15 protein-coding genes are annotated in these 20,510 nt (G+C 71.1%); 7 read left to right on the top strand and 8 right to left on the bottom strand.

Annotation, left to right across the window (positions count from 1 at the left end; genetic code table 11):
- Nucleotides 1-168: 168 nt before the first annotated feature.
- Entirely contained in the window at nt 169-1,533 is a 1,365-nt protein-coding gene (locus tag ABFX46_RS40215; protein ID WP_346049351.1) for a carbohydrate-binding protein, read from the bottom strand.
- Between the two features lie 184 nt (nt 1,534-1,717).
- Between ABFX46_RS40215 and ABFX46_RS40210 the strand changes: the two genes are divergently transcribed.
- Nucleotides 1,718-2,716, top strand: coding sequence for a LuxR C-terminal-related transcriptional regulator (locus tag ABFX46_RS40210; protein ID WP_346049349.1), 999 nt, complete (start codon nt 1,718-1,720; stop codon nt 2,714-2,716).
- A 79-nt stretch (nt 2,717-2,795) separates the two neighbouring features.
- Here the strand turns inward: ABFX46_RS40210 and ABFX46_RS40205 are convergent, their stop codons facing one another.
- Both ABFX46_RS40205 and ABFX46_RS40200 read right to left on the bottom strand, forming a co-directional pair.
- Nucleotides 2,796-4,385: a protein kinase domain-containing protein gene (locus tag ABFX46_RS40205; RefSeq protein WP_346049347.1), complete on the bottom strand. Its 1,590-nt coding sequence runs from the start codon at nt 4,383-4,385 to the stop codon at nt 2,796-2,798.
- Between the two features lie 243 nt (nt 4,386-4,628).
- Nucleotides 4,629-6,494 carry a caspase family protein gene (locus ABFX46_RS40200; RefSeq protein WP_346049371.1) on the bottom strand — a complete coding sequence of 622 codons (1,866 nt, stop codon included), beginning with the start codon at nt 6,492-6,494 and terminating at the stop codon, nt 4,629-4,631.
- On the opposite strand from ABFX46_RS40200, the gene ABFX46_RS40195 reads away from it, so the two are divergent.
- The 4 genes from ABFX46_RS40195 (at nt 6,379) to ABFX46_RS40180 (ending at nt 12,797) form a co-directional block, all read left to right on the top strand.
- Nucleotides 6,379-9,081, top strand: coding sequence for a CHAT domain-containing protein (locus ABFX46_RS40195; RefSeq protein ID WP_346049345.1), 2,703 nt, complete (start codon nt 6,379-6,381; stop codon nt 9,079-9,081). The two genes, ABFX46_RS40200 and ABFX46_RS40195, sit on opposite strands and share 116 nt — an antisense overlap.
- Nucleotides 9,078-10,340: a hypothetical protein gene (locus ABFX46_RS40190; RefSeq protein ID WP_346049343.1), complete on the top strand. Its 1,263-nt coding sequence runs from the start codon at nt 9,078-9,080 to the stop codon at nt 10,338-10,340. The genes ABFX46_RS40195 and ABFX46_RS40190 overlap by 4 nt, the downstream gene beginning before the upstream one ends.
- Nucleotides 10,341-10,665: 325 nt before the next feature.
- The gene (locus tag ABFX46_RS40185; RefSeq protein ID WP_346049341.1) at nt 10,666-12,138 is read left to right on the top strand and encodes a hypothetical protein; all 1,473 of its coding nucleotides are present in this window, start codon (nt 10,666-10,668) and stop codon (nt 12,136-12,138) included.
- A complete protein-coding gene (locus ABFX46_RS40180; protein WP_346049339.1) occupies nt 12,075-12,797 on the top strand; it encodes a TetR/AcrR family transcriptional regulator in 723 nt (240 codons plus the stop codon). The genes ABFX46_RS40185 and ABFX46_RS40180 overlap by 64 nt, the downstream gene beginning before the upstream one ends.
- Here ABFX46_RS40180 and ABFX46_RS40175 read toward each other — a convergent pair.
- The 4 genes from ABFX46_RS40175 to ABFX46_RS40160 form a co-directional block, all read right to left on the bottom strand.
- Entirely contained in the window at nt 12,787-14,295 is a 1,509-nt protein-coding gene (locus ABFX46_RS40175; protein ID WP_346049337.1) for an FAD-dependent oxidoreductase, read from the bottom strand. The genes ABFX46_RS40180 and ABFX46_RS40175 overlap by 11 nt on opposite strands.
- Entirely contained in the window at nt 14,295-15,293 is a 999-nt protein-coding gene (locus tag ABFX46_RS40170; protein ID WP_346049335.1) for an AurF N-oxygenase family protein, read from the bottom strand. The genes ABFX46_RS40175 and ABFX46_RS40170 overlap by 1 nt, the downstream gene beginning before the upstream one ends.
- An 81-nt stretch (nt 15,294-15,374) precedes the next feature.
- Nucleotides 15,375-16,673, bottom strand: a complete 1,299-nt coding sequence (locus ABFX46_RS40165) for an MFS transporter (protein ID WP_346049333.1) — start codon at nt 16,671-16,673, stop codon at nt 15,375-15,377.
- Nucleotides 16,654-17,277 carry a mycothiol-dependent nitroreductase Rv2466c family protein gene (locus ABFX46_RS40160; protein WP_346049331.1) on the bottom strand — a complete coding sequence of 208 codons (624 nt, stop codon included), beginning with the start codon at nt 17,275-17,277 and terminating at the stop codon, nt 16,654-16,656. Before ABFX46_RS40160 ends, ABFX46_RS40165 begins: the two co-directional genes overlap by 20 nt.
- A 40-nt stretch (nt 17,278-17,317) precedes the next feature.
- On the opposite strand from ABFX46_RS40160, the gene ABFX46_RS40155 reads away from it, so the two are divergent.
- Together ABFX46_RS40155 and ABFX46_RS40150 are read left to right on the top strand one after the other, a co-directional pair.
- Nucleotides 17,318-17,833, top strand: coding sequence for a MarR family winged helix-turn-helix transcriptional regulator (locus tag ABFX46_RS40155; protein ID WP_346049329.1), 516 nt, complete (start codon nt 17,318-17,320; stop codon nt 17,831-17,833).
- A 524-nt stretch (nt 17,834-18,357) separates the two neighbouring features.
- The gene (locus ABFX46_RS40150) at nt 18,358-19,317 is read left to right on the top strand and encodes a hypothetical protein (RefSeq protein WP_346049327.1); all 960 of its coding nucleotides are present in this window, start codon (nt 18,358-18,360) and stop codon (nt 19,315-19,317) included.
- Between the two features lie 208 nt (nt 19,318-19,525).
- Here ABFX46_RS40150 and ABFX46_RS40145 read toward each other — a convergent pair whose 3' ends face one another.
- The gene (locus tag ABFX46_RS40145) at nt 19,526-20,344 is read right to left on the bottom strand and encodes a trehalose-phosphatase (RefSeq protein WP_346049325.1); all 819 of its coding nucleotides are present in this window, start codon (nt 20,342-20,344) and stop codon (nt 19,526-19,528) included.
- Nucleotides 20,345-20,510 lie beyond the last annotated feature (166 nt).

The following is a 20,510-nucleotide window of genomic DNA, read 5'->3' as shown; positions in this document are numbered from 1 at the left end:
CGGTGTCCGACCCCGCACCGGACGCCGCCTCCCGGGGGCGGCATGGGTCGGGCCTTCCCCCAGTACAGCGGTTCTGGGGGAAGGCCCGGGGAGCGGGCGCCCCGCGGGCTGGGTGCGGGGCGCCGTTCAAGGAGGCCGTCCGGCTCTCCGGAACCGGACGGCTCCGGGTCAGATCTGCTGCCAGAGCGCCGGGACGGCGGCCGGGGTCCAGCCGGGCTGCGCCTGGTGCGCCTGGATGCATCGATAGCTGGCGCCGTTGTAGGTGACGACGTCGCCGACCTGGTAGACGGTGCCGACCGCCCAGGTGCCGCTCGGGTCGCCGGGGTCGCCCGGGTCGTCCGGCGGGTTGGAGTCACCGGTGTACAGGGTCAGGCCGTACACCTGGAGCGCCTCGTTGACGGGCTGGAAGAACGTCGTCCCGCCGCTGGAGCAGTTGCCGGACCCGCCGGACGTCATGCCCTGCGCCTGGGTGCCGCTGATGAACGAGCCGCCCGAGTCGCCCGGTTCGGCGCACACGTTCGTCTGGGTCACCTCGTAGACGGTGCCCTCCTGGTAGGTGACGCTGGTGTTGAGCTGCTGGATCGTCCCGCAGTGCCAGCCGGTGGTGGAGCCGGAGCGGCACACCTGCGCGCCCGGCTGCGCCACGGTCGAGCCGGTCACGGCCCGGTCGGCGACCGTCCCGTAGCCGTTGACCAGCGCTGTCGGCGTCCAGTTGCCGTTCGTCGCCACGTAGGAGTAGTCGCTTCCGGGGAACGTGGACCCCTGGAACGTGCCCTGCTGGGTCTGGTTGGCGCCGGTCGTGGTGGAGCCCGCGCGGCCGCAGTGCCCGGCGCTGACGAACCCGGCCTGACCGCTCCGCGTGACCGGGAAGCCGATCGAGCAGCGGGTGGAGCCGTTGATGTAGTAGGCGTCGCCGCCCCGCAGGTTGGCGTACGTGCGCGGCTTGATGTCCGAGCGCTTGACGGTGACCGTGCCGGCGCTCAGCCCGGCGGCCTTGGCGAAGGCGCGCGCCTCGGCCGGGACCGAACTCAGCACGACGACCCGGTTGTTCTGGACGTCCACGTACCAGACGGGGGAGTGGGCCGGCGCGTGCCGCTCCGCGACGCGGTCCAGCCTGGCCTTGGCGGCGGTGAGCTCGGCGAGGCTGTGGCCGACGACCTCCGCGCGGGCGCCCTGGCCGGTGATCTGCCCGGCCTCGCGCGCGTCGGTGGTGGCGACGTGCAGCGTCTCGCCGGTCTTGCCGCTGATCCAGCTGCCGGCGAAGCTCGCGCCGAGCTTCACCCGCAGCTTCCCGGCGGTGACACCGGCGTCGAACTGGTTGACCAGCGCCTGCCTCGCCTGCGCGGCGGTGAGGCCGAGATCGCGCTGCATCGCCGTCAGCATGGCCTGCGGGACGTCCGCGGCGGTCGCCGCCGAGTACGGCGCCGGCTGCGGGGGAGCGGCCGCCTGGGCCGTCGCGACGCCCTGCGTTCCGGCGAGTCCGAGCGCGCCGGCGGAAAGGACGGCGACGCGCAGAACGCGTCTGTGAGACATGGTCTCTCCTCGGGGTGGGGGTGCGGCAAAGGTAGATGCCTTTGCGCGCGGCGAGAAAGCCTTTCCCGGCCCGCGTTCTGGCGAGTTGGCGCCGCTGTCGGTATTCGCCACTTCCGCGCTTGCCGCCGGACCGACTTCCTTGGGAGGGTTGGCCGCCGCACTCCGCTGCTAGATAATCGCGGGCATGTTCCCCGCGACCGCAACCGGTGAGAATCCATTCGCGGCTCTCGGCGTCACCACCTCGCAGCAGGACCTTTACACCACGCTCCTGCACCATCCGGGCAGCACACTGGACGACCTCGCGCACCTGTCCGAACTGCCCCGGGCCCGGCTCACGGGACTGCTCATGGAACTCGCGGCCCTCGGCATGGTCGGCGTCGACTCCGCCGCCGACCCGGCGTACGTCCCCTATCCGCCGGACGCGGTCGTCGAGACCCTGATTCGCAAGCGCGAGGCCGAGTTCATCCGAGCCCGCATCGAGGCGAAACGCCTCAGCGGCGCCCTCCTCACCGCCGAGCAGCGCGCCCACCCCGAAAAACTGGTGGAGATCATCGACGGGCTGGACGCGGTCGTCCAGCGCTACGAGCAGGTGCAGCGCGCCGCGGTCCGGCAGGTCAAGGCGATCGACAAGCCGCCCTACGCCGTCGACCCCGTCCAGCCCAACGAGATCGAACGCGAGCAACTCGCCAACGGCGTGGAGTACCGCGCCATATACGCCCCGGAAGCCCTGGCGATCCCCGAGCACCTGGAAATGGCCCGCTACGACTCCAGTCTCGGCGAACGCTCCCGCGTCCTGGAGAACCCGCCGGCCAAACTCGTGATCGTCGACGACGAAATGGCATTGATGCCGCTACGCGGCGATGACCCCGGAATAACCGCCCTGATTCGCCCGTCGACACTCCTCGATATTCTCATCGGCGTTTTCAACACGTGCTGGGAACAGGCCGCACCACTGCACTTCGACGACGAGACCAGTGCCCCCGGAGCCTGGCCCCGGCTGTCCGAAGCCGACCGCCATCTGCTCACCCTGCTCGCCGCCGGCCTCAAAGACGAGGCCATTGCCCGCCACACCGGAATGGGCGCCCGCACGGTAAGCCGCCACGTGGCCCGCCTAATGCGCACCCTGAACGCCCGCACCCGATTCCAGGCCGGCGTCCACGCCGCCCGCCGCGGCCTCCTCTGACCCTTCCGGCCGGGCCGGCAGCGAATCCGGATCCCGGCGCGCCGGGTGCGCGCCGCGGGCGAAGCGTGGGCTTCGCCCCCTACGGTTCGCCCGCGAGCATTCTCCGGAGCCGTGCCAGGGCTTCGTCGGCGGTCATTTTGGTCCCGCTCGGCTCGGTCGCGTGGTCAGCGGGGGGTGCCTCGTCGCTGGGTTCGGCGTCCGCTTCGGCGCGGGTGAACTCCTCGACCTGGCGGCGGTGGGTTTCGAAGAGTTCGCGGGCCTGGACGTACTGCAGTTCCCACTCCTCGCGCTGTCGGTCGAAGCCCGGCAGCCACTCATTGGTCTCCGGGTCGAAGCCCTCGGGGTACACGTAGGCGCCGTCCTCGTCGTACTCGGCGGGCATGCCGTACTCGGTCGGGTCGAAGTCCTCTTCCGCCATGCTCCCGGCGTGCTCGTTGGCCTGTTTGAGCGACAGGCCGACGCGGCGCCGGCCGAGGTCGATCTTGAGGATCTTCACGACGATCTCGTCGCCCACGTCGACGGCCTGTTCGGGGATCTCGATGTGGTGCTCGGTCAGTTCGTCGATGTGGACCAGACCCTCGATGCCCTTGTCGACGCGGACGAAAGCGCCGAACGGCCTCAGGCGGGTGACGCGGCCGAGGACGAACTGCCCGGCCTGGTGCACGTCGCCGAAGCGTCTCCAGCGCACTTCGGCCGCACTGTCGACGGACGTCCTTCCCGGCCTGATCTCCTGCCTGGTGGGGACGTTCGGCTCGCGCACGGTCGCCTCGGCGACGGTGGGGCTGGCGGCGGGCCTTTGGACGGCGGTGGGGTCGTAGCGGGTGAGGGTCGCCTGCACCGGCGCGGGCAGCCAGAAATCGGTGTCGGCGCGGGCGTTGAGTTCGGTGATCAGTTCGTCCAGACCCGGACGATCGCCGGGGGCCGGGGCGAGGCAGGCGCCGACCAGATCGCGGATCGAACGGGGCACCGCGGACAGGTCGGGCTGGTCCTGGATCACCCGGAGCAGGACGGCGTGCACCGAACCGGCCCCGAACGGCGGCAGGCCGGTCATGGCGAAGGCCAGGATCGAGCCGAGCGAGAACACGTCGCTGGCCGGGCCGATCGAGCGCTCACCGCGGACCTGTTCGGGCGACATGTAGGCGGGCGTGCCGATGAGAGCCCCGGTGGCGGTGGCGCGGGTGCCGTCCAGCGCGCGGGCGATGCCGAAGTCGATGACCCGCGGCCCGTCCGCCGCCACCAGGACGTTGCCCGGTTTCAGGTCGCGGTGCACCAGCCCGGCACGGTGGATGGCGGCCAGCCCCTCGACCAGGCCCGCCCCGAGCCGCGCCGCCGTCCCGACGCGGAAGGGCCCGTGCTCGGCCACCGCCTCCCCCAGCGACGGCCCCGGCACATACGCGGTGACCAGCCATGGCGGATCACCATGGGGATCGGCATCGACGACGGGTGCGGTGTAGAAGCCGCCGACCCGCCGCGACGCCTCGACCTCCGTCGCGAAGCGGCGCCGGAACTGCGCGTCGTCGCCGTACTCGCCGCGGATCACCTTGACCGCCACCGCGCGTCCGCCCGGCGAACGTCCCAGGAACACGGTCCCCATGCCGCCGTGGCCCAGCCGGGCCGTCAGCGTGTACGCCCCGACCGTCCGCCGATCACCGGGCCGAAGACCCTCCAACGCCCCCACCTCTCCGGCTGGAAATCCGAGTTGCCGCCCTGCCGGGAGCATCCCAGGGAACGGTGTCCCAGGAAACGAAGAAGCTCATGAACGCGACACTCCCCGCCCGGCCCGGTGAGCGACTGCCTCATCATGAGATGAGACGCGCGAAACGGGCCACGCGGATCACGCTCATTCGGGCGATCGCCGACCGTCCGGCGATCGCCGATCTCGCCGCGCTCCTGGGCCGCGTCCGGGCTCCGGTCAGGGGGCGGGGACGCGGGTCACCACGGGGAGCAGTGCCGTGGCCCAACCGCCTGGGCTGTCCGGTGCGGTCAAGTCCCTTGCCGGATGCCGGCCGAGGCTCTCCGCGGCGGTCAAGGGGCCGCGGGTGCCGAGGTCGGTCAGCGGGGGCAGTTCGAGGGCAGTGGGGCTCACTTCCCTGTCGGCGACTATGAGCTTGCACCAGTCGACGCTCATGGCGCCCGGTTCGACCGGCCGGCCCGCGGGCAGGACGACCGGGATGCGGGCACCCTCGGCAGCGGCCGCGACCGCATGCGGGGCCAGGAACCCGCCGGGGAAGAGAGCGGCGTGGGACCGGTACCGGTCGGTGAGGTTGAGGAGGACGCACCACAGCCTCCGGTCGGTGGTGTTGCGGAGGCGGACGAACACCTCGGGCGGTCGCCACCCGTCGCCGGTGCGGACGTAGGTCAGCGTGATGGCGCCGTCATCGCCCGGCACGATGGCCGGTTCGTCCCGTGGCGCCACGGTGACGCCGGGGCGTGCCGCGACGATCTCCAGTCGCACGGCGCCCGTGAGGGACGACCACGGGTTGCCCAGTTCCTTGATCTGCGTCCAGCGGGCGATGTGCGCCATATTCGCGACCGCGGTGTCGGCGGTCGTCTCGGCGATCAGCGGCGATCCGTCCGCACGAGAGACGCGGAAGGCGTCCCGGCCGTCGCCGTGCGCGGCGGTCAGGACGAAGCGGAGACCCGGTGCCGAGTCCTCCGGTCCCGTGACCCGCAGGTAGGGGGACGTGCCGATCGCGTGCCTCGCCCGATCGCATGCCGCCGGGTCCCCTTCGACGGCGACGTGGGCGACCGGCAGCGGGGCGCGGCTCAGGAAGACCGGATACCGCACGGCAGGGTCGGGCGCCCAGTCCCGGGGGACGACGGTCGTCAGTCCCGCGCCGACGCCGATGGCCCGGAACGTCCGGGCGGCGTGGCCGGTGACCGCCATCTCCACGGGGGCGTCCGGGGAGGTCGCCGGGATGCCGTGGCATCGCCCGGCGTCCACGAGCCAGGTGCCGGCGGACCAGCGGGCCGTCATCACCGCGGAAGTGGACAGGGCGCCGCCGAGGAACCGCTGGTCGGCCGGGCCGCCGCGGTGCGCCGGGTACAGCACCGGCGTCTGGGACGCGCGGAAGCCCTCGACCCGGCTGCGGGCGTTCAGGAGCAGGTCGCGGTAGGTGGCGCCCTCTCCGAGGCAGCGCATGGCCTCCAGCAGCGAGGTGGTGAAGATCCCGCGGCGTTCGCCGCCCGTCATGAGTTCGACTGCCCGCTCATGGGACTGGCACGCGGATAGGGCCACGTGCTCGGGCCGGGTGGACGCCGCCAGGGCCCGCTCCGCCGCACCGCGCAGTTCCGGCAGGTAGGCGGAGGGGTCCGGAGCCGTCGCGGCCGCCGGGATTCCGCGCACGCCATCGCCCGGGTCCCGTGTGCCGCTGCCCGAATGGCAGCAGTCCAGTATGACGACGACGTGCGCGCCGCGCCCGGCGATGCGGTCGAGCAGCGCGGAGAGCTCCTTGTCGGTCAGGTCCGGAACGCCGCTCTGTCGGCTGTCGTGGCACACCAGCGATTGGCTCATCCCCGTGGGCTCGAGATGCCAATGTTCGGACGCCACCGGCTGCTGGGACCCGTGGCCGCTGAACCAGAGCAGTGCCGTGCCCCCCGGCCCTGCCGCACCCAGATGGGAGCGGACGGCCTCGGCGATCGCGTCCCTTGTCGCATCCTCATTGAGCAGGCGCCGCGCATCGAGTCGGCCCCCGAGCCTTTCCCGGAGAAAGGCGGTAACGTGCTCGATATCGTTGACGCACCCGCCGAGCGGCCTGACGGCCGAATATCGGTCGATACCAATGAGGAGAGCGTGCACCTGCCCTAATTTCTGCGCCCGCACGGCCATAACGGTAACACCGATGACCTCGGTCCGGGGGAGGCGAGTCATGCCGGAGACCGGCGATGATGACAATGCGGCCTGGCTTGCCCAAGCCGCGAAGTTCGCCACCGATACCGTCAATGCCGCCTGGCTCCTGCAGCAGCGGCTGGGGGAGGGCATCGGGGAGCGGGTGCGCGATGCGGTGATCGCGCTGGTCGTCAAGCGCGGCCCGCGCGCGAAGTTCTCGATGATCGCGGAAAGCGCGGAACTGCGGGGCCGCGAAGCGGAACGGCTGCTCGACCATGCACTGGCGGTCATCCGCATGCACCCTCGGCCCGACCCCGCGCACATCCGGTTCTTCGAAGCGCAACTGAACATGATCAAATTGGTCCGTGAGGGGAAGGTCGACGTCTCCGCGATTCCGCTGGAGTCGGTCACCGCCCAGCCCGAAGACGCCCAGCCCGAAGGCGCTCAGCCGGAAGGCGCTCAGCCGGAAGGCGCCTGGCCGGAGACCGCGGCCGAGCACGACGACTGGGCGCGGACGCTGCGGGACCGGGGGCAGGTCGAGGAGGCCCGAGACGCCTTCCTGACGGCGATCCGGCTGGCCCGGGCCGCCGGCGATGCGGCGGTGGAGGGCAGCGCGGAGATCGGCCTGTTCACCCTGGTGGCGAAGACGTCCCAGGCCGGGCGCGGCAGCGGGCAAAGGAAACTGGAGCACGCGCGTCGCGCGGCGGACGCCTACCGCCGGGCCGCCGACCGGATCGGCGAACGCCAGGCCGTGGTGGCCGCGATCACCGTGCTCACCGATATCGCCGACCGGACGAATCTCGCCAATGCGCTCGACCGGCTGGAGCGGCTGGACGCCGACTACGCCGAATGGTGGCGGACGTATTCGACGGCGATGAACGCCCCGACGCTCGACGAGCAGATATCGGGGCTGCGGCAGTGTGTCGAATCGGCCCATCTCCTCGGCGATCAGGCTGACTTCTACGGCGGGATGTGCGCAGCGAAGCTGGCCTTCATGGAGAACCGCGCCGTGCCGCCGGACGCGGACGAATCGGTCGCCTTCCAGTCGGCCGTCATCGCGCACGAGGTGACGGCGGACGGGCCGACCGAAGAGGCGGCGACGCGGCTGGACGCGCTCGTCCTAAAGGTCGAGGAACTGCGGAGTTACGCGAGGTCGCAGAGCCTGCAGCGCGAACTCTCCGACACCTACCAGTTGACGTATTGGGCGGCGGTACGGTGCGCCGAGACTCTGCGGAGCCCGGAGGACGCGGTCGACCTCCACGAACTCGGCGGCAATCGCGCGCTGCTCGCCCAGACGGGAATGCACCAACTCTGGAAGCAATGGCGTCCGGAAGTGTGGGAGGACTCCCGTCCGAAAGGGCTGCCGGCTCTCTTCGGACGCTACGTCACCGCACCCACGGAGCGTGACCGCGGCATGCTCATGCGGGTGTTCGGCGACCAGCGGGACGCGCTGGAACGGCAGGAGCGCAGACTCCTCGCCGCGACCCCCGGCCTCACCACGGCCGCGCCGCCGATGCCGGCGCGTTCCGTCCGGGCACTGCTCACCGAGGACCAGCGGGTCGCGGTCTACAGCGCGACCGGATCCATCTTCCTCCTCGACCGCACCGGCTGCCGGGCGATCGGCCGGTTCCCGACAGCGGATCTGGACTCGGTGGTCGAGAAGGCGCTGGCGCACCTGTCCGATCCGGGGAACGACTCGCCGGACACCCGTGATGCCGTTGCACGGCTGGTAGCGGACATCGTCCAGCCCCTCCTGGACCACACGCCCGAAGGCTGCCGCCTTTTCCTCGTACCGTACGGACCGCTGTGGCGCGTTCCGCTCGGGGCGCTCCCGCCGACGATGCTGTCCCGGACGCGGGAGGTGAGCTACGTTCCCAGCCTCACGCTGCTCGCGCGAATGCTGAACCGCCGCCGGCTCGTGCGGTTCGTGGAGCGCTTCGTCGGATTCGGGGATCCCGATGGGAGCCTTCCGCACGCCCGAGCGGAAATAGACCACGCCGCGTCGACCTTCCCCGATTCGTTCACCCTGCTCGGTGAGCGGCTCCATTACCACCTGGTGACGGCGAACCTCGCCGACGCCGATGTGGCCCACATCGCGTGCCACGGCGTGTTCTTCCGCGAGTACCCCGACTTCTCTGCCCTGCACGTGGCCGGTCCGGCCGGCGATCCCGAGGTGCTCTGGTACAACGAGCTCGCACGATACGAGCTGAACGCGCGGCTGGTCGTCCTCGCCGCCTGCCATGCCGGGACGGGGACGACGCTGTTCGGATCCGAGTACGTCGGCTTTCCCGGAGCCTTCCTCGCGGCCGGGGCCCGCGGCGTCCTCGCGCCGTTGTGGGCCGTGTCCGACGCGTCGACGCGGATGCTCATGCGGCACTTCTACTCCGCGCTCAGCCGTCCCCTCTCACCGGCCGCGGCGCTGCGGGAGGCGCAGCAGGCCATGGCCGAGGATCCGGCCACCGCGCACCCCTACCACTGGGCCGGTTTCCAGCTCTTCGGCGTCGCGCCGGCGTACCGAATCGACGTCGCGCCATGACGGGCCCCGGAGGACGCGACTTCGAGCCGCCTCCGCGCCGACCGGCCGCGGATCCGCCCTGGGAGCTCCAAGCCGGTCACGACCTGGAGGACGTCTACTGCGTCTACACCGAATGGCAGGTGATGCTCACTCGGGGCCTCCCCGATGTCGAGGTCGCCCGACTGCGGGACATGGCCGGCTGGTCGGCCGACAAATTGCGCGGAATCGGCGTGGACTCCGCACTCCTGGACCGGTTCGAGGAATACCTGAGCGCACTGCCCGGCATGGACGACTTTCCGGCGAGGCTCGACGAGGAATGGCTGGCCGCCCGGCTGCGCGTGAGCCAGGACGTGGAGCGTCTGCTGAACGCAGCGCGTGCGGCGATCGCCCCCCACCGGGTCCGCTACTACGACTACGGCGTCATGCTGTGCCGGATTCGGCTGTGCTTGCGGATGCTGCGCATCATGGCGAAGGTCCCCGCGGAGGTCTCTGCGGCGTTCCCGGACATAGTGCCGCTCTACCGGAAGGAACTCCTGCGCGTCACCGCCGTCATCATGGCGCTGGTGGCGCACGAGGGCCCCGACCTGCCGCACGACCCCGAACAGCACGACCTGGATCGGGAGTTCACCGCGTTCGCCGAGTACGTGTCGTCCTGGTGGGCCGAGGACGCGGCACCGCCCCCTGAACTCCCGGAGCGCCTGGACACCCTCCTGGAGGCCGCGGGTTTCCGGAAGGGCGGGGACTCGGTCAAGCAGGACATGACATGGAGGGAGCACGCCGCACCTGTCCCCGAGACGGAGCGGCTGCCGCTTCCGGTGCCCCACTCCGACGAGGAGCGCGAGCAACTCGCCTCGTACATGAACGAGATCAGGAGTATCGCGGGAGGGGGAGAGATGGAGCGCGCCGTAGAACTGGTGCGCGACCTTCTCGCCATATGCCGCTCCGTACTGGGGCCTGTCCATCCGCTCACGCTTCACGTCCAGGTCGACTTCGCTGCCATGCGGGCCGCGGTCGGTGAGGCCGCCATGGCGGTCCTGGTGCTGCTCGACGTCGCCCACACGGCACAGCACTACTACGGCCCGTACCACCCGGTCCGGTATCTGGTCTGCGCGCATGCGCATTCCTACCTTCAGGACTTGTGGCCGGAGGCGGCTCAGGAAATCTACGATTTCCCGCTGAAGAGCCTCGCGGAGCGGGAGGAGGCCGAACTGCCCGCCACGCTCCACTCCGCGCGCCGCACGATCCGCGAAGCGCTCGGCATGGAGAGCGAACCGGCATGAACTCTGGCTGAATGCGGACAGTGCTCGTTAGGTCACGTCGCGCCTCGTGCTTTCGGGCCGCCGTCATCCGGGACGTGGGGCGAAACGCGATGGTTGTCAACACGTGACCGGTGCGAGGGAGCACTTTATGTTCGGCTCTCCCTCGTGGCAAGAGTTGCCGGGTGACCAGGTTCGTCCAGGAGCGGGGCGCCGGGTGACTCCGTGGTCAATGGCGGTGACGGGGCATACCGTTCTCGCGGGGCCGGAGGAATTCCGGGATATCACGCACGAAGGGGGCCGTCCGACCATGCCTGTGTACGGGGGAATCGAATGGACCGAGAGCTCGATGACCGAACTCCGGTCATATCCCGGAGTCGCCAGTGCCCTGGCACCGATCGCGCCCGTTCGGTCGATCAACGTCGGAGCCGGTCAGCTCCACTTCCACCACGTCGCCCCGGCGGCGCTGGCGGGACTGGTCGGCGCCCAGCGCGGCACCGATCACGAGGTGCTGCGGACGGGCCGGGTCAAGCTCACCAATGACGTCGGCACCGCCGAGTGGGTCGTCATGGGGCACGCGGGGGCGGCCGACACGGCCACGATGATGGCCGACATGAAACAGGACGTCGCCACGGTCCTGTCGCTGCGCGAGCAGCTCAAGGGCACCATTGCGGCATTGCAGTCCGCCCACCTCGGAGACGCGATCATCATCGCCCCCGACGCGGTGGGCGGGAACCTGCGCGCGCCCGGACCGGAGGGTGTCTTCCAGTACATTCCGCACGCCACCAACACGGGCGCGGCGCAGCTCACCGTGCAGTACACCAACGTCGGGACGATCACCAGGATCAACCGGGTGAACGCGTCCAAGTACCTCACCGGCACCAAGGTGAGCCCCGGTGAGGACGCCGCGATCGTCGCCGACGCGCTCGACTGGAAGCAGTGGGCCAAGTACAACCAGCCGTTCGTCCAGACGAGCTATGCCACCGCGGGGGATCTGCTGACCGGGCTGGTGGCGCTGGCGGCGCCGATCGCGGCGGGCGGCGCCAACCTCACCGCGCAGCAGGTCGGCCTGGTCATGCTGATGGTGCTCAACGACGCGATGGCCTGCACCATCCGCCGGTTCGCCGCCGACCTCGGGCAGAGCGACGACAAGAACGTGCAGCGCTTCTATCCGAAGTCGCTGCGCCGCTGCTATGTCGACGCGGCCTGCCAGGCCGCCGTCCCGCCCGCGGCGCTCAACGCGTTGCGGGCCCAGATCCACGCCGCCGCGCCGGCGATCGCGCAGCTCGAGTGGAACCACTGCGACCCCGCCGCGCTGGACGTCAAGCCCACCGTCCAAGAGCTGAACGCGGCCGGTCAGGCCGCCACGGTCGCGGCGCTGCTGAGCGCCAACGCCAAGGCCGCCAACGACAAGCCGACCACGACCGCGGAACGCAACGTGATCAAGAACAGTGTGCTCGGCGTGAACGGCGCCACGCTGGCCACCTGGATCCAGCGGGCGGCGATCGCGTACGCCGACACGAACCCGGCGGGCGCGCAGCATTTCGACGGCGGGGGCAACGGGCGGATCATCCCGTCGCGGGCGGGGTGCACGGCGCGGTGTACGAGTTCCGCGAGCGCGAGGTCCCGATCTCCATCGAGGACTTCAAGACCGTCTCCGACGTGCTCACCGTCCTGTTCGACGCCTCCACCTGAGGGGACGCCGGGGCACCGCCCGGCCGGCGTCCGGCGGCCGGGCGGGGTCGGTAGAGTCGGGGGATGGCCGGGGCGGAGAGCGGGTATCGGGCGCGGTGGGAGGAGCACAACTCCGCGCGGGAGATGATGATCCTGCGTGCCGCCGTCGAGCTGCTTGAGGAGACCCCGTCCGGGACGCACGTCTCGGTGCAGCAGATCGCCAAGCGGGCCGGGCTCGCCAAGTCGGTGGTGTACCGCCGGTTCTGCGACCGCGACGACCTGGACCGGCGGATCAGGTCCTATCTGGTCGACGACTTCGCGAGCACGATGGCGGCGAAGCTCGACATCTCGCACGGCTCGGTCGAGGAGATCCTCGGCAGGTCCATCGACACGGTCGCCGGGTGGATGTCGGAGCATCCCCGCCTGCACGACTTCATGGGGCAGGGGCCGACCCAGGACGACGACTCGGGCGCCGACGCGGTCGGCATCCTGCGGGGACGGATCGCCGGCCGGGCGCGCGAGATCATCACCGTGCTCCTGGCCTCGTTCGACATCGACGACAGCGGCCTGGAGTCGCTCCCGCTGGCCATCGTGACGATGGTGGAGGGCATGCTCACGCAGTGGGTGCGCGACCCGGCGCAGGGCAGGACCCGTGCGGAGGTCGTGGCCGAGCTCACCGCCTACACGTGGTTCATGCTGGACGGCGCCGCGCGGTCGCTCGGCCTCGTCATCGACCCCACGACCGAACTCCGGACGGTCGTCGAGCGCATGACCGGCGCGGAAGTGGTCAACGGCGTCACGGTGTGAGGGCGGGGCGCCGCTCCAAGTGTGCCGCCAGCTCGCCGTGGCCGGTCCGGGGGTCGTTGAGGACGCCCGCGTTGTAGTCGTCGATCAGGGCCCGGACGGTCTCCAGCGCGCACGACTTGTTGGTGCCGATGAAACCGGTCGGGCCGCGCTTGATCCAGCCCGCGACGAACGTGCCCGGCACGGGACGGCCGGTCAGCGGGTCGACGACGCGGCCGTGCTCGTTCGGCACGGTGCCGGTCGCGTCGTCGAACGGCAGGTCCGGGACGGGCACGCCCCGGTAGCCGATCGCGGACAGCACCAGCCCGGCGTCCACGGTCTCCGCCCAGCCGGTCGGCTCGACGCGCGCGCCGTCGCCGATGGGCGCGTTGCGTCCGAACTCGACGCCCTCGGCGTGCTCCCGCCCGGTGATCCGCAGCGGGGACAGCAGGTACCGCAGCCTGATCCGGCGCGGCGCGGCCGGGTCGGGGACGAGGCCGCGCAGCATGTCGAGCTTGGGGCCGGAGGCGCCGGCGGAATCGAGGTCGTCCGGTGGGAGGGTGACGCTGACGCCCGGCGTCGAGCGGAGGCCGACCAGCTCGGGAAGGGTGAAGGCCGACTGCGCGGGCCCGCGCCGCCCGGCGACCACGACCTCCTCGACGGCGCTGCGGTGCAGTGCGTCCAGCGCGGCGGGCGCGATGTCGGTGCCGGCGAGGGACGCCGGGTCCACGGTGAGGATGCGGGCGACGTCGAGCGCGACGTTGCCATTGCCGATCACCACGGCGCGCGGGTGCGACAGGTCGAACGTCCGGTCGGCGAAGTCGGGGTGGCCGTTGTACCAGGCGACGAACTCGGTGGCGGACGCCGTCCCGGGCAGCCCGGCGCCCGGAATGTCGAGCGGACGGTCCGTCGAGGCGCCCACCGCGTAGACGACCGCGTGGTGGTGGGCGAGGAGGTCGTCGTGCGTGACGTCCCTGCCGACCTCGACGTTGAGGAGCAGGTTCAGGCCGTCCTGCTCGCGGATGCGGTCGAACTGCCCGGCGACGCTCCGCGTCCGCCGGTGGTCGGGTGCCACGCCCGTCCGCGCCAGGCCGTAGGGCATCGGCAGCCGCTCGACCATGGTGACCCGCGCGCCCGGGACGGTGAGCACCTCGTCGGCCGCGTACATCGCGGCCGGTCCCGAGCCGACGACGGCGACCCGCAGCGGCTGCGGCCGCTCGCGGACCTTCAGCGGCGGCACCACCGGGGCGAGCAGCGGCCGGTCGCGCGGGACGTCGTAGAACGCGGAGTTGATCGACAGGAAGTCGAGCTCGTCCTCGGCCAGCTTCGTGTGCGGCTTGATCGCGTCCACCGGGCACGCCGCGACGCACGCGCCGCAGTCGACGCAGGCGGCCGGGTCGATGTAGAGCATCTCCGCGGTCGCGAAGTCCGGCTCGTCCGGCGTCGGGTGGATGCAGTTGACCGGGCACGTGTAGACGCAGGACGCGTCGCCGCAGCACGACTGCGTGACGACGTGCGGCATCAGGCGAGCCCGCGCGCTTCGCGGTGCGGCTCGCCCCGGTACCGCGACGGCTTCCCGTCGATGTGCAGCGCCTTCCACAGGCGCTTGGCGGCCGGCGTCATCAGCCCGAGGTCGGTGGCGAGCCTGCGCATGTCGCCGAAGTAGCCGGCGAGGATCGCGCGGGAGTGCGGGCTGTCCCAGAAGGCCTCCTTGAACACCTCGCGCGGGATGCCGAACTGCTTGGCGAACGAGCGCGGCGGCGTCATGATCTCCCCGGCCAGCCAGCGCATCGCGAGCGGGAACACCAGCGCGCACGCCGCCCGGTTCGCCCGGTTCATCCGCGGGACGTGCACCCGGAGGAAGTCGTTGGCGAACGAAATGTGCCGCGCCTCCTCCGCGATGTGGATCTCCATCGTGCGCAGCACGGCGGGCGGCATGCTCTCGCCCGAGCGGATGACGGCCTTCTGGTAGTGGTCGATGGGCTCCTCGCCCGCGAGGATGCCGATGAACAGGACCACGTGCCGGTAGCCGCCGGCGACGCCGATGAGCGGCGACATCCTCCGGAACCACGTCCGCATCCCGGGCACGTCGACGCCGATCCGGTTGACGAGCTCCTGGAACATCTGGATGTGGTTGCACTCCTCGGTCATCTCGTGGAGGCAGTAGCGGAACTCGGCCGACCCGTTGGGCAGCTTCATGATGTACTGCATCATTCCGCGGATCAGGATGCTCTCGAACGCGGCCCCGACCTTGATCGAGTTGGCCATCCGCCACTTGCCGATCTCGATCTGCCGGTGCAGCGGCAGGTCCTTGTACCACTGCGTGGCGCCGAGCGGGTCGATGTCCGGCGACAGCACCCAGCGGGGGTCGTCGGGGTCGAGCGCGAACTCCGGCGCGTCCCAGTCGATGTCGAGGAACGGGTCGAAGCGCCGGCGCACCGACCCCTCGGACAGCGTCCGCAGCAGGTCGAGGTACTCCTGGTCGAACGCATCGGCTCCGGCGGAAGTGGACAGCGTCATCGAGACCTCCTCGTCGTGGCGGATCCCGTCTCGCCCGCGGGGCGGCCGGCGCCGCACCGGCCCGGCCCACTGATCCGGAATTTAGTGGGACGTCGTGTCCCATGCAAGACGTTCGGCGTCGATGAGCCCGACGTCACTCTCCGGGGCCGCCGGACGGATGCCGACCGCGTGCGGCGGCAGAACGCGCTCGGTGCACAGCAGGATGACCGCGCCGGCCAGGACCATCAGCGCCAGGACCGCCCACAACTGCCAGGGCCCCGCCTCCAGCAGGAACCCGAGGAGCAGGGGCGCGATCGTCCGGCAGAGCGACCAGGACAGCTGGTAGACCGACAGGTACCGTCCGCGCAGGTGGTCGGGCGCGGCCTGGACCGACAGGCCCTGCGCGGGCACGGAGTGGATGAGCTCCCCGCTGGTGTAGAGCACCGCGACCGCCAGGACGGCGACGATGGCGGACGTCCCGCCGACGAACTGCGGAATGACCGCGAAGGCGGCGAAGGACACCGCGAAGATGGCCGCGCCGAGTGCCGCCGTGCGGGGACGCCTGCCTCGCATGGTCAGGCGCGCGACCGGGATGCCGAGCGCCGCGACCAGCGCGGTGTTGAGCGCGAACACGCCTCCCGCGAGCGCGTCGGGAAGGCCGATGTCGCGGGTGAGGAAGACCGGCAGGGCCATGGCCTGCGTGGTGTAGCCGAAGGCGATCAGGAAGTTGGCGGCGGCGATCAGCAGGTACGGCCGATCGGTGAGGACCTGCCGGTATCCCCGCTGCTCCTTCCGCTGCCGGACGGCCTCCCGGACGCCCCCGCGGACGGACGGGATCCGCGCCACCAGCCCGGTGGCCAGGACGAACAGCGAGGCCAGCACCATCGCGGCCGTGATGAAGCCGGTGTTGCCGTCGACCGCCAGCACGGCGGCGGCCGCGATGCTGCCCAGCCCCATGCCGCCGTTGCGGAGGCTGCGGTCCCAGGCCAGCAGCCGGTCGCGCTCGGCGCCCTGGGCGATCTCGCCGATGAACGCGTGCTGGCTCGGCGTGGAGGCCCACATCCCCACCGCGACCACCACGGCGACCGCCAGGAAGGACGGGTAGGTGTCGGCGAACGGGTAGGCGGCGAACCCGGCCGCGCGCAGCACCAGTGCGCACATGACCACGCGCTTGGCCCCCAGGCGGTCGATGAGGACCCCGGCGACCGGCATGAACGCCAGCGCGCACAGCCCGGCGAGGCTGAGGCCGGCGCCGATCGCCGTCAGCGACAACCCCGTCAGCGCATGGACGAACAGCATCGTCAGCGGGACGTAGATGCCGTCGCCGATCGACCCGACGAGTGCGGCGGCGTAGAGGCGGCGGCGCGCGGACGCGTTCGGATCAACTGAAGTCGAGCGCACCCCGGGCCCGCTTCATCTCGGCGAACGACTCCGTCCCGGCGAGGGTCCGGACGCCCTCGAACAGCCGGACGGCCTGCTCGCCTCTCGGGATGGCGCTGAGGACGGGCCCGAAGAACGTCGACCCGTCCAGGGTGATGAGGGGCGTGCCGCCCTCCTCGCCCATGGCGTCCTGCGCGGCCTGGTGCCTGGCGCGCAGAGCCGCATCGAACTCGTCGCCGGACGCGGCCTCGGCCAGCGATGAAGGCAGCCCCACCTCGTCGAGAGCCTCGGCGATGACCGCGTCGTAGTCCTTGTTGCCCTGGTTGTGGATGCGCGTCCCGAGCGCGGTGTACAGGTCGCGCAGGACGGCGGTGCCGTGGCCGACCTCGGCGGCCGTGACCACGCGGGCCGGGCCCCAGGCCCGGTCGTTGAACTCGCGGTACCAGGGCTCGATCTCGCGGTGCTCGTTGAGCACCGACAGGCTCATGATCCGGAAACTCAGGTCGACCGGCCGCAGCCGCTCGACTTCGAGCAGCCACCGGGAGGTGATCCAGGCGAACGGGCAACTGGCGTCGAAGTAGCACACGACCCGCACGGCGGGCGCCGAGGCAAGATTATCTTCCATGGAAGCTAATATAACTTCCACGGAAGATACAATCAACGCCATGCACCCCGACGCCCCTGACGCCACCGACGCGATCGTCGCCCAGTGGAACCGCGAGCGCCCGGACCTGGACACGCGGCCGATGCAGGTCATCGGCCGCCTCTTCCGCCTCACCGACGAGGTCGACCAGCGCCTCCGCCCGCTCTTCGCCGGGGCGGACCTCGGCAACGGCGACTTCGACGTCCTCGCGGCACTGCGCCGCTCCGGCGCGCCCTACACCCTGTCCGCGGGAGAGCTGAGCCGGACCGTCCTGGTCACCACCGGCGCGATCACCAAGCGCGTCGACCGCCTCGAAGCCCGCGCCCTGGTCGCCCGGACCGTCGCCGAGAACGACTCGCGCGGACGCCTCATCACCCTCACCCCCGAAGGCATCGCCCTGACCGACGACCTGATGGCCGCCCACCTGGACAACCAGCACCGCCTCCTCTCCGGCCTCACCGCACAAGAACAAGAGCAACTGGCCGCCCTGCTCCACCGGCTGGCCTCAACCCTGACCGCACCGGCGGATCAGCCCTGACCTGGCGCGGGCGAAATCGCCGCCGACGATCACTCGCAGACCACGCCGTCGCGCGACCACCACGGTGCGGACGGTCGAGACCGTTCCCGTGCGTCCATCGAGCAGACCGAGCCCCAGCTGCTCGCAGCAGGCCGTACGCGACGGTGACCGCTGGTGAGGAAACCGCCGCGAGCGGGCCGGCGGTCATCCGCACACCACCTCCGTCCTTGTCGGTGCGGTCGCGTTGGCCGCCGCCGTGCCACTGTCTTGTATACGCGGGCCCAACGCTGACGCCTTGCCGGCGCCGTGAAGCGGTGGACGATACTCGGCGAAGGGCTCGACGCCGTGCGAGCCCTGGATCTCTGTGAAGAGGCGGAAGGCCGTGCCGGACGAGCTGATCGCCGCATGGAAGGCGGGGGCGAAGGTGCGCCGGATCGCCTGGCTCCTGTTCTGAGGCGGACGGGCCCCCGGACTGGCTTGCGCGACTAGGTCACGGCCCGGCGGGAGTTCCAGCACCATCAGCCCGGGACGCAGAGGATCGCCGGGTGGCCGACCCCGCGGACGGCGAGGCCGCGACGGCGGCGCGGGCCGGTGAGAAGCCGCTCAAGGGCAAGGCCGCGGACCAGCCGGGCATCAAGCGTGCGGGAGGTACGAAACAACAGCGGACGCCGCTGACGCCGAACGAGACGACACCGCAGGCGGATTGGGCCTCCATGTTCTCGGGCGGTCTCCGGGCGTCCGAGGACTGGCCAACTCCGCCGCTGACGCAGGACCATCCGGAGACGCCGGTGCCGCAGCGGCCGGTGGACACCGCGGACCTGCAGGACGCGGAGTTGAAGAACGCGGAGCCGAAGAACGCGGAGCCGAAGCCGCTCACGGCTCCGGACGGCGCGGGAGAGCCCGCGGCGCCGTCTGCCGACCCGGCGTGGACCGCCGCGGAACGGATCGCCGCCTCGATCGAGGCGCGGCTGTCGGAGACCTGGCTGGAGGTGCTCACACGGCACACGGACGGCGACCGGGGTCTGGCCGGCCGGGTCTACCAAGCGCGGGAGGAGATGGGTGCCATCGTCACCCGGGTCGGGGACTCCTTCGTGGTGAACCGGTCCGACGGCACCGGGCCAGGCGCCGAGTCGCTGGTCGCCTCCGGGGTCATCACGCGGGAACTGCTCCAGCGGACCCCGGACGCGCTTCAGCGGCTGGAGGCGGTGACGGCGACGGGGCCGGCCGCGCGAACCGTCGTCCGCGCGTTGGCTTCGCTCATCCCTTCCGGGAGCCGGGTCTTCGTCGGGCCCCTCATGGTGCTGCCGAGCGGGTGCGTCGCTGTGAAGGGGCCGCTCGACGCCGACTTCGTGACGGGCGTGCGGCCGGGGGCGGTGGCGGAGGACATGGCCGCGGCAGGACAGGTCGGCGCCCTCATCGCGAATCCGGAGACGCGCTTCCAAGCGGCGGTGCGGCTGGTCGTCACCGGTCGTTCTCTGGCGCCCGGGAAGGTCTCGCTGCACTGAAGGCCCGCATTCTCGACGGTCCGGGCGCGCGGTGGCGGGCGGACGCGTCGGCGTGGACGGACCACGCCGGGCCACCGCGGCGTGTCCGGTTCGCTTCGCAGTGGGCAGGATGCAGGGAAAGGAACCGGTCGCCACTCCGTCGGGAGTGGCGACCGGTCTATGTCAGGGCGACCGCGGACGTGCTCGGTCGCCTAGATCACTGCCGCTGCTAGGGAGCTGTGATCTCGACCAGCGTCAGGAGCAGTTCCACCGTTCCCACCGGGCCGTCCACGACCGCGTCGGCCCGCCGGGTCAGCTTCGGGTGGTCGGACGCGCACACCTTGAGCGTGGACACCTGCCCGCCCTCTTCGGTGCGCAGCCGATCCAGCGCGTCGAACGCGCGGAGGTCCGGCCCGCTGTCGCCCACGTACATGATGGTGGACAGCTTCCGCCGGCGTCCGCTGACGAACCGCTTCAGCGCCCACTCCTTGTTGACACCGGGCGGTCCGATCTCGACGACTCCGTGCCCAGGGGTGAACGCCAGGCCGGTGGCTAAGGCCAGTCCTTGTATCGCCTCGACCAGGTCGGCGACGTCCGCCGGGTCGAGTCCGGGCGGCAAGTGCACCGCCACCATGTGGGACTTTACGTCCTCGACGGTGACGCCCTCCAGCTGAGCCTCCCTCAGGACCTGCCCCAGCCTGGTGCGGGCCTCTGCCAGCCCCGGCGGCACCGGCACCCACAGGTCGTGGTCGTCCTTGTACGCGTACTCGGCGCCGAACTGGCCGAGAACGTGGAACCTTGAGACGTCGCCCAGGAAACTGCGGACCTGCTCGACCGATCGCCCGGTCAAGAACCCCAGCGAACCCACCTGCTCGTTCAGTTTGCGGAGCGTGTCCGGGACCCGCTTGTCGACGTCGGGGCGGTTAGGGTACTGGACGGAGCGCCATAGCGAGCCGTCCAGATCGAGCACCACGCCGACCTGCCGGGGGTCCTTCTTGATCGCTTGCCAGGCCCTTAGACCTTCGCCGGTCAGGATGATAGGCGTCATTGCGATCTCCGATCCTCTGTTTGTTCGCGGGTTGGTTACCGCCTTGCCGTAAACCGTCCGGAGATCGGATCTAGAAGCAAGCCAGGTTTGGGCGGGGCATTCAGGGACGGTCCGGGGGCAGCGAAGATGTGGCCGCGGGTTGCCGGGGCGCGCCGGCTCCGCACGG

The sequence above is a fragment of the Actinomadura chokoriensis genome, assembly GCF_039529475.1.
GTDB classification, from domain to species: Bacteria; Actinomycetota; Actinomycetes; order Streptosporangiales; family Streptosporangiaceae; genus Spirillospora; species Spirillospora bangladeshensis.
This window is presented reverse-complemented; position numbering and strand designations above follow the sequence as displayed.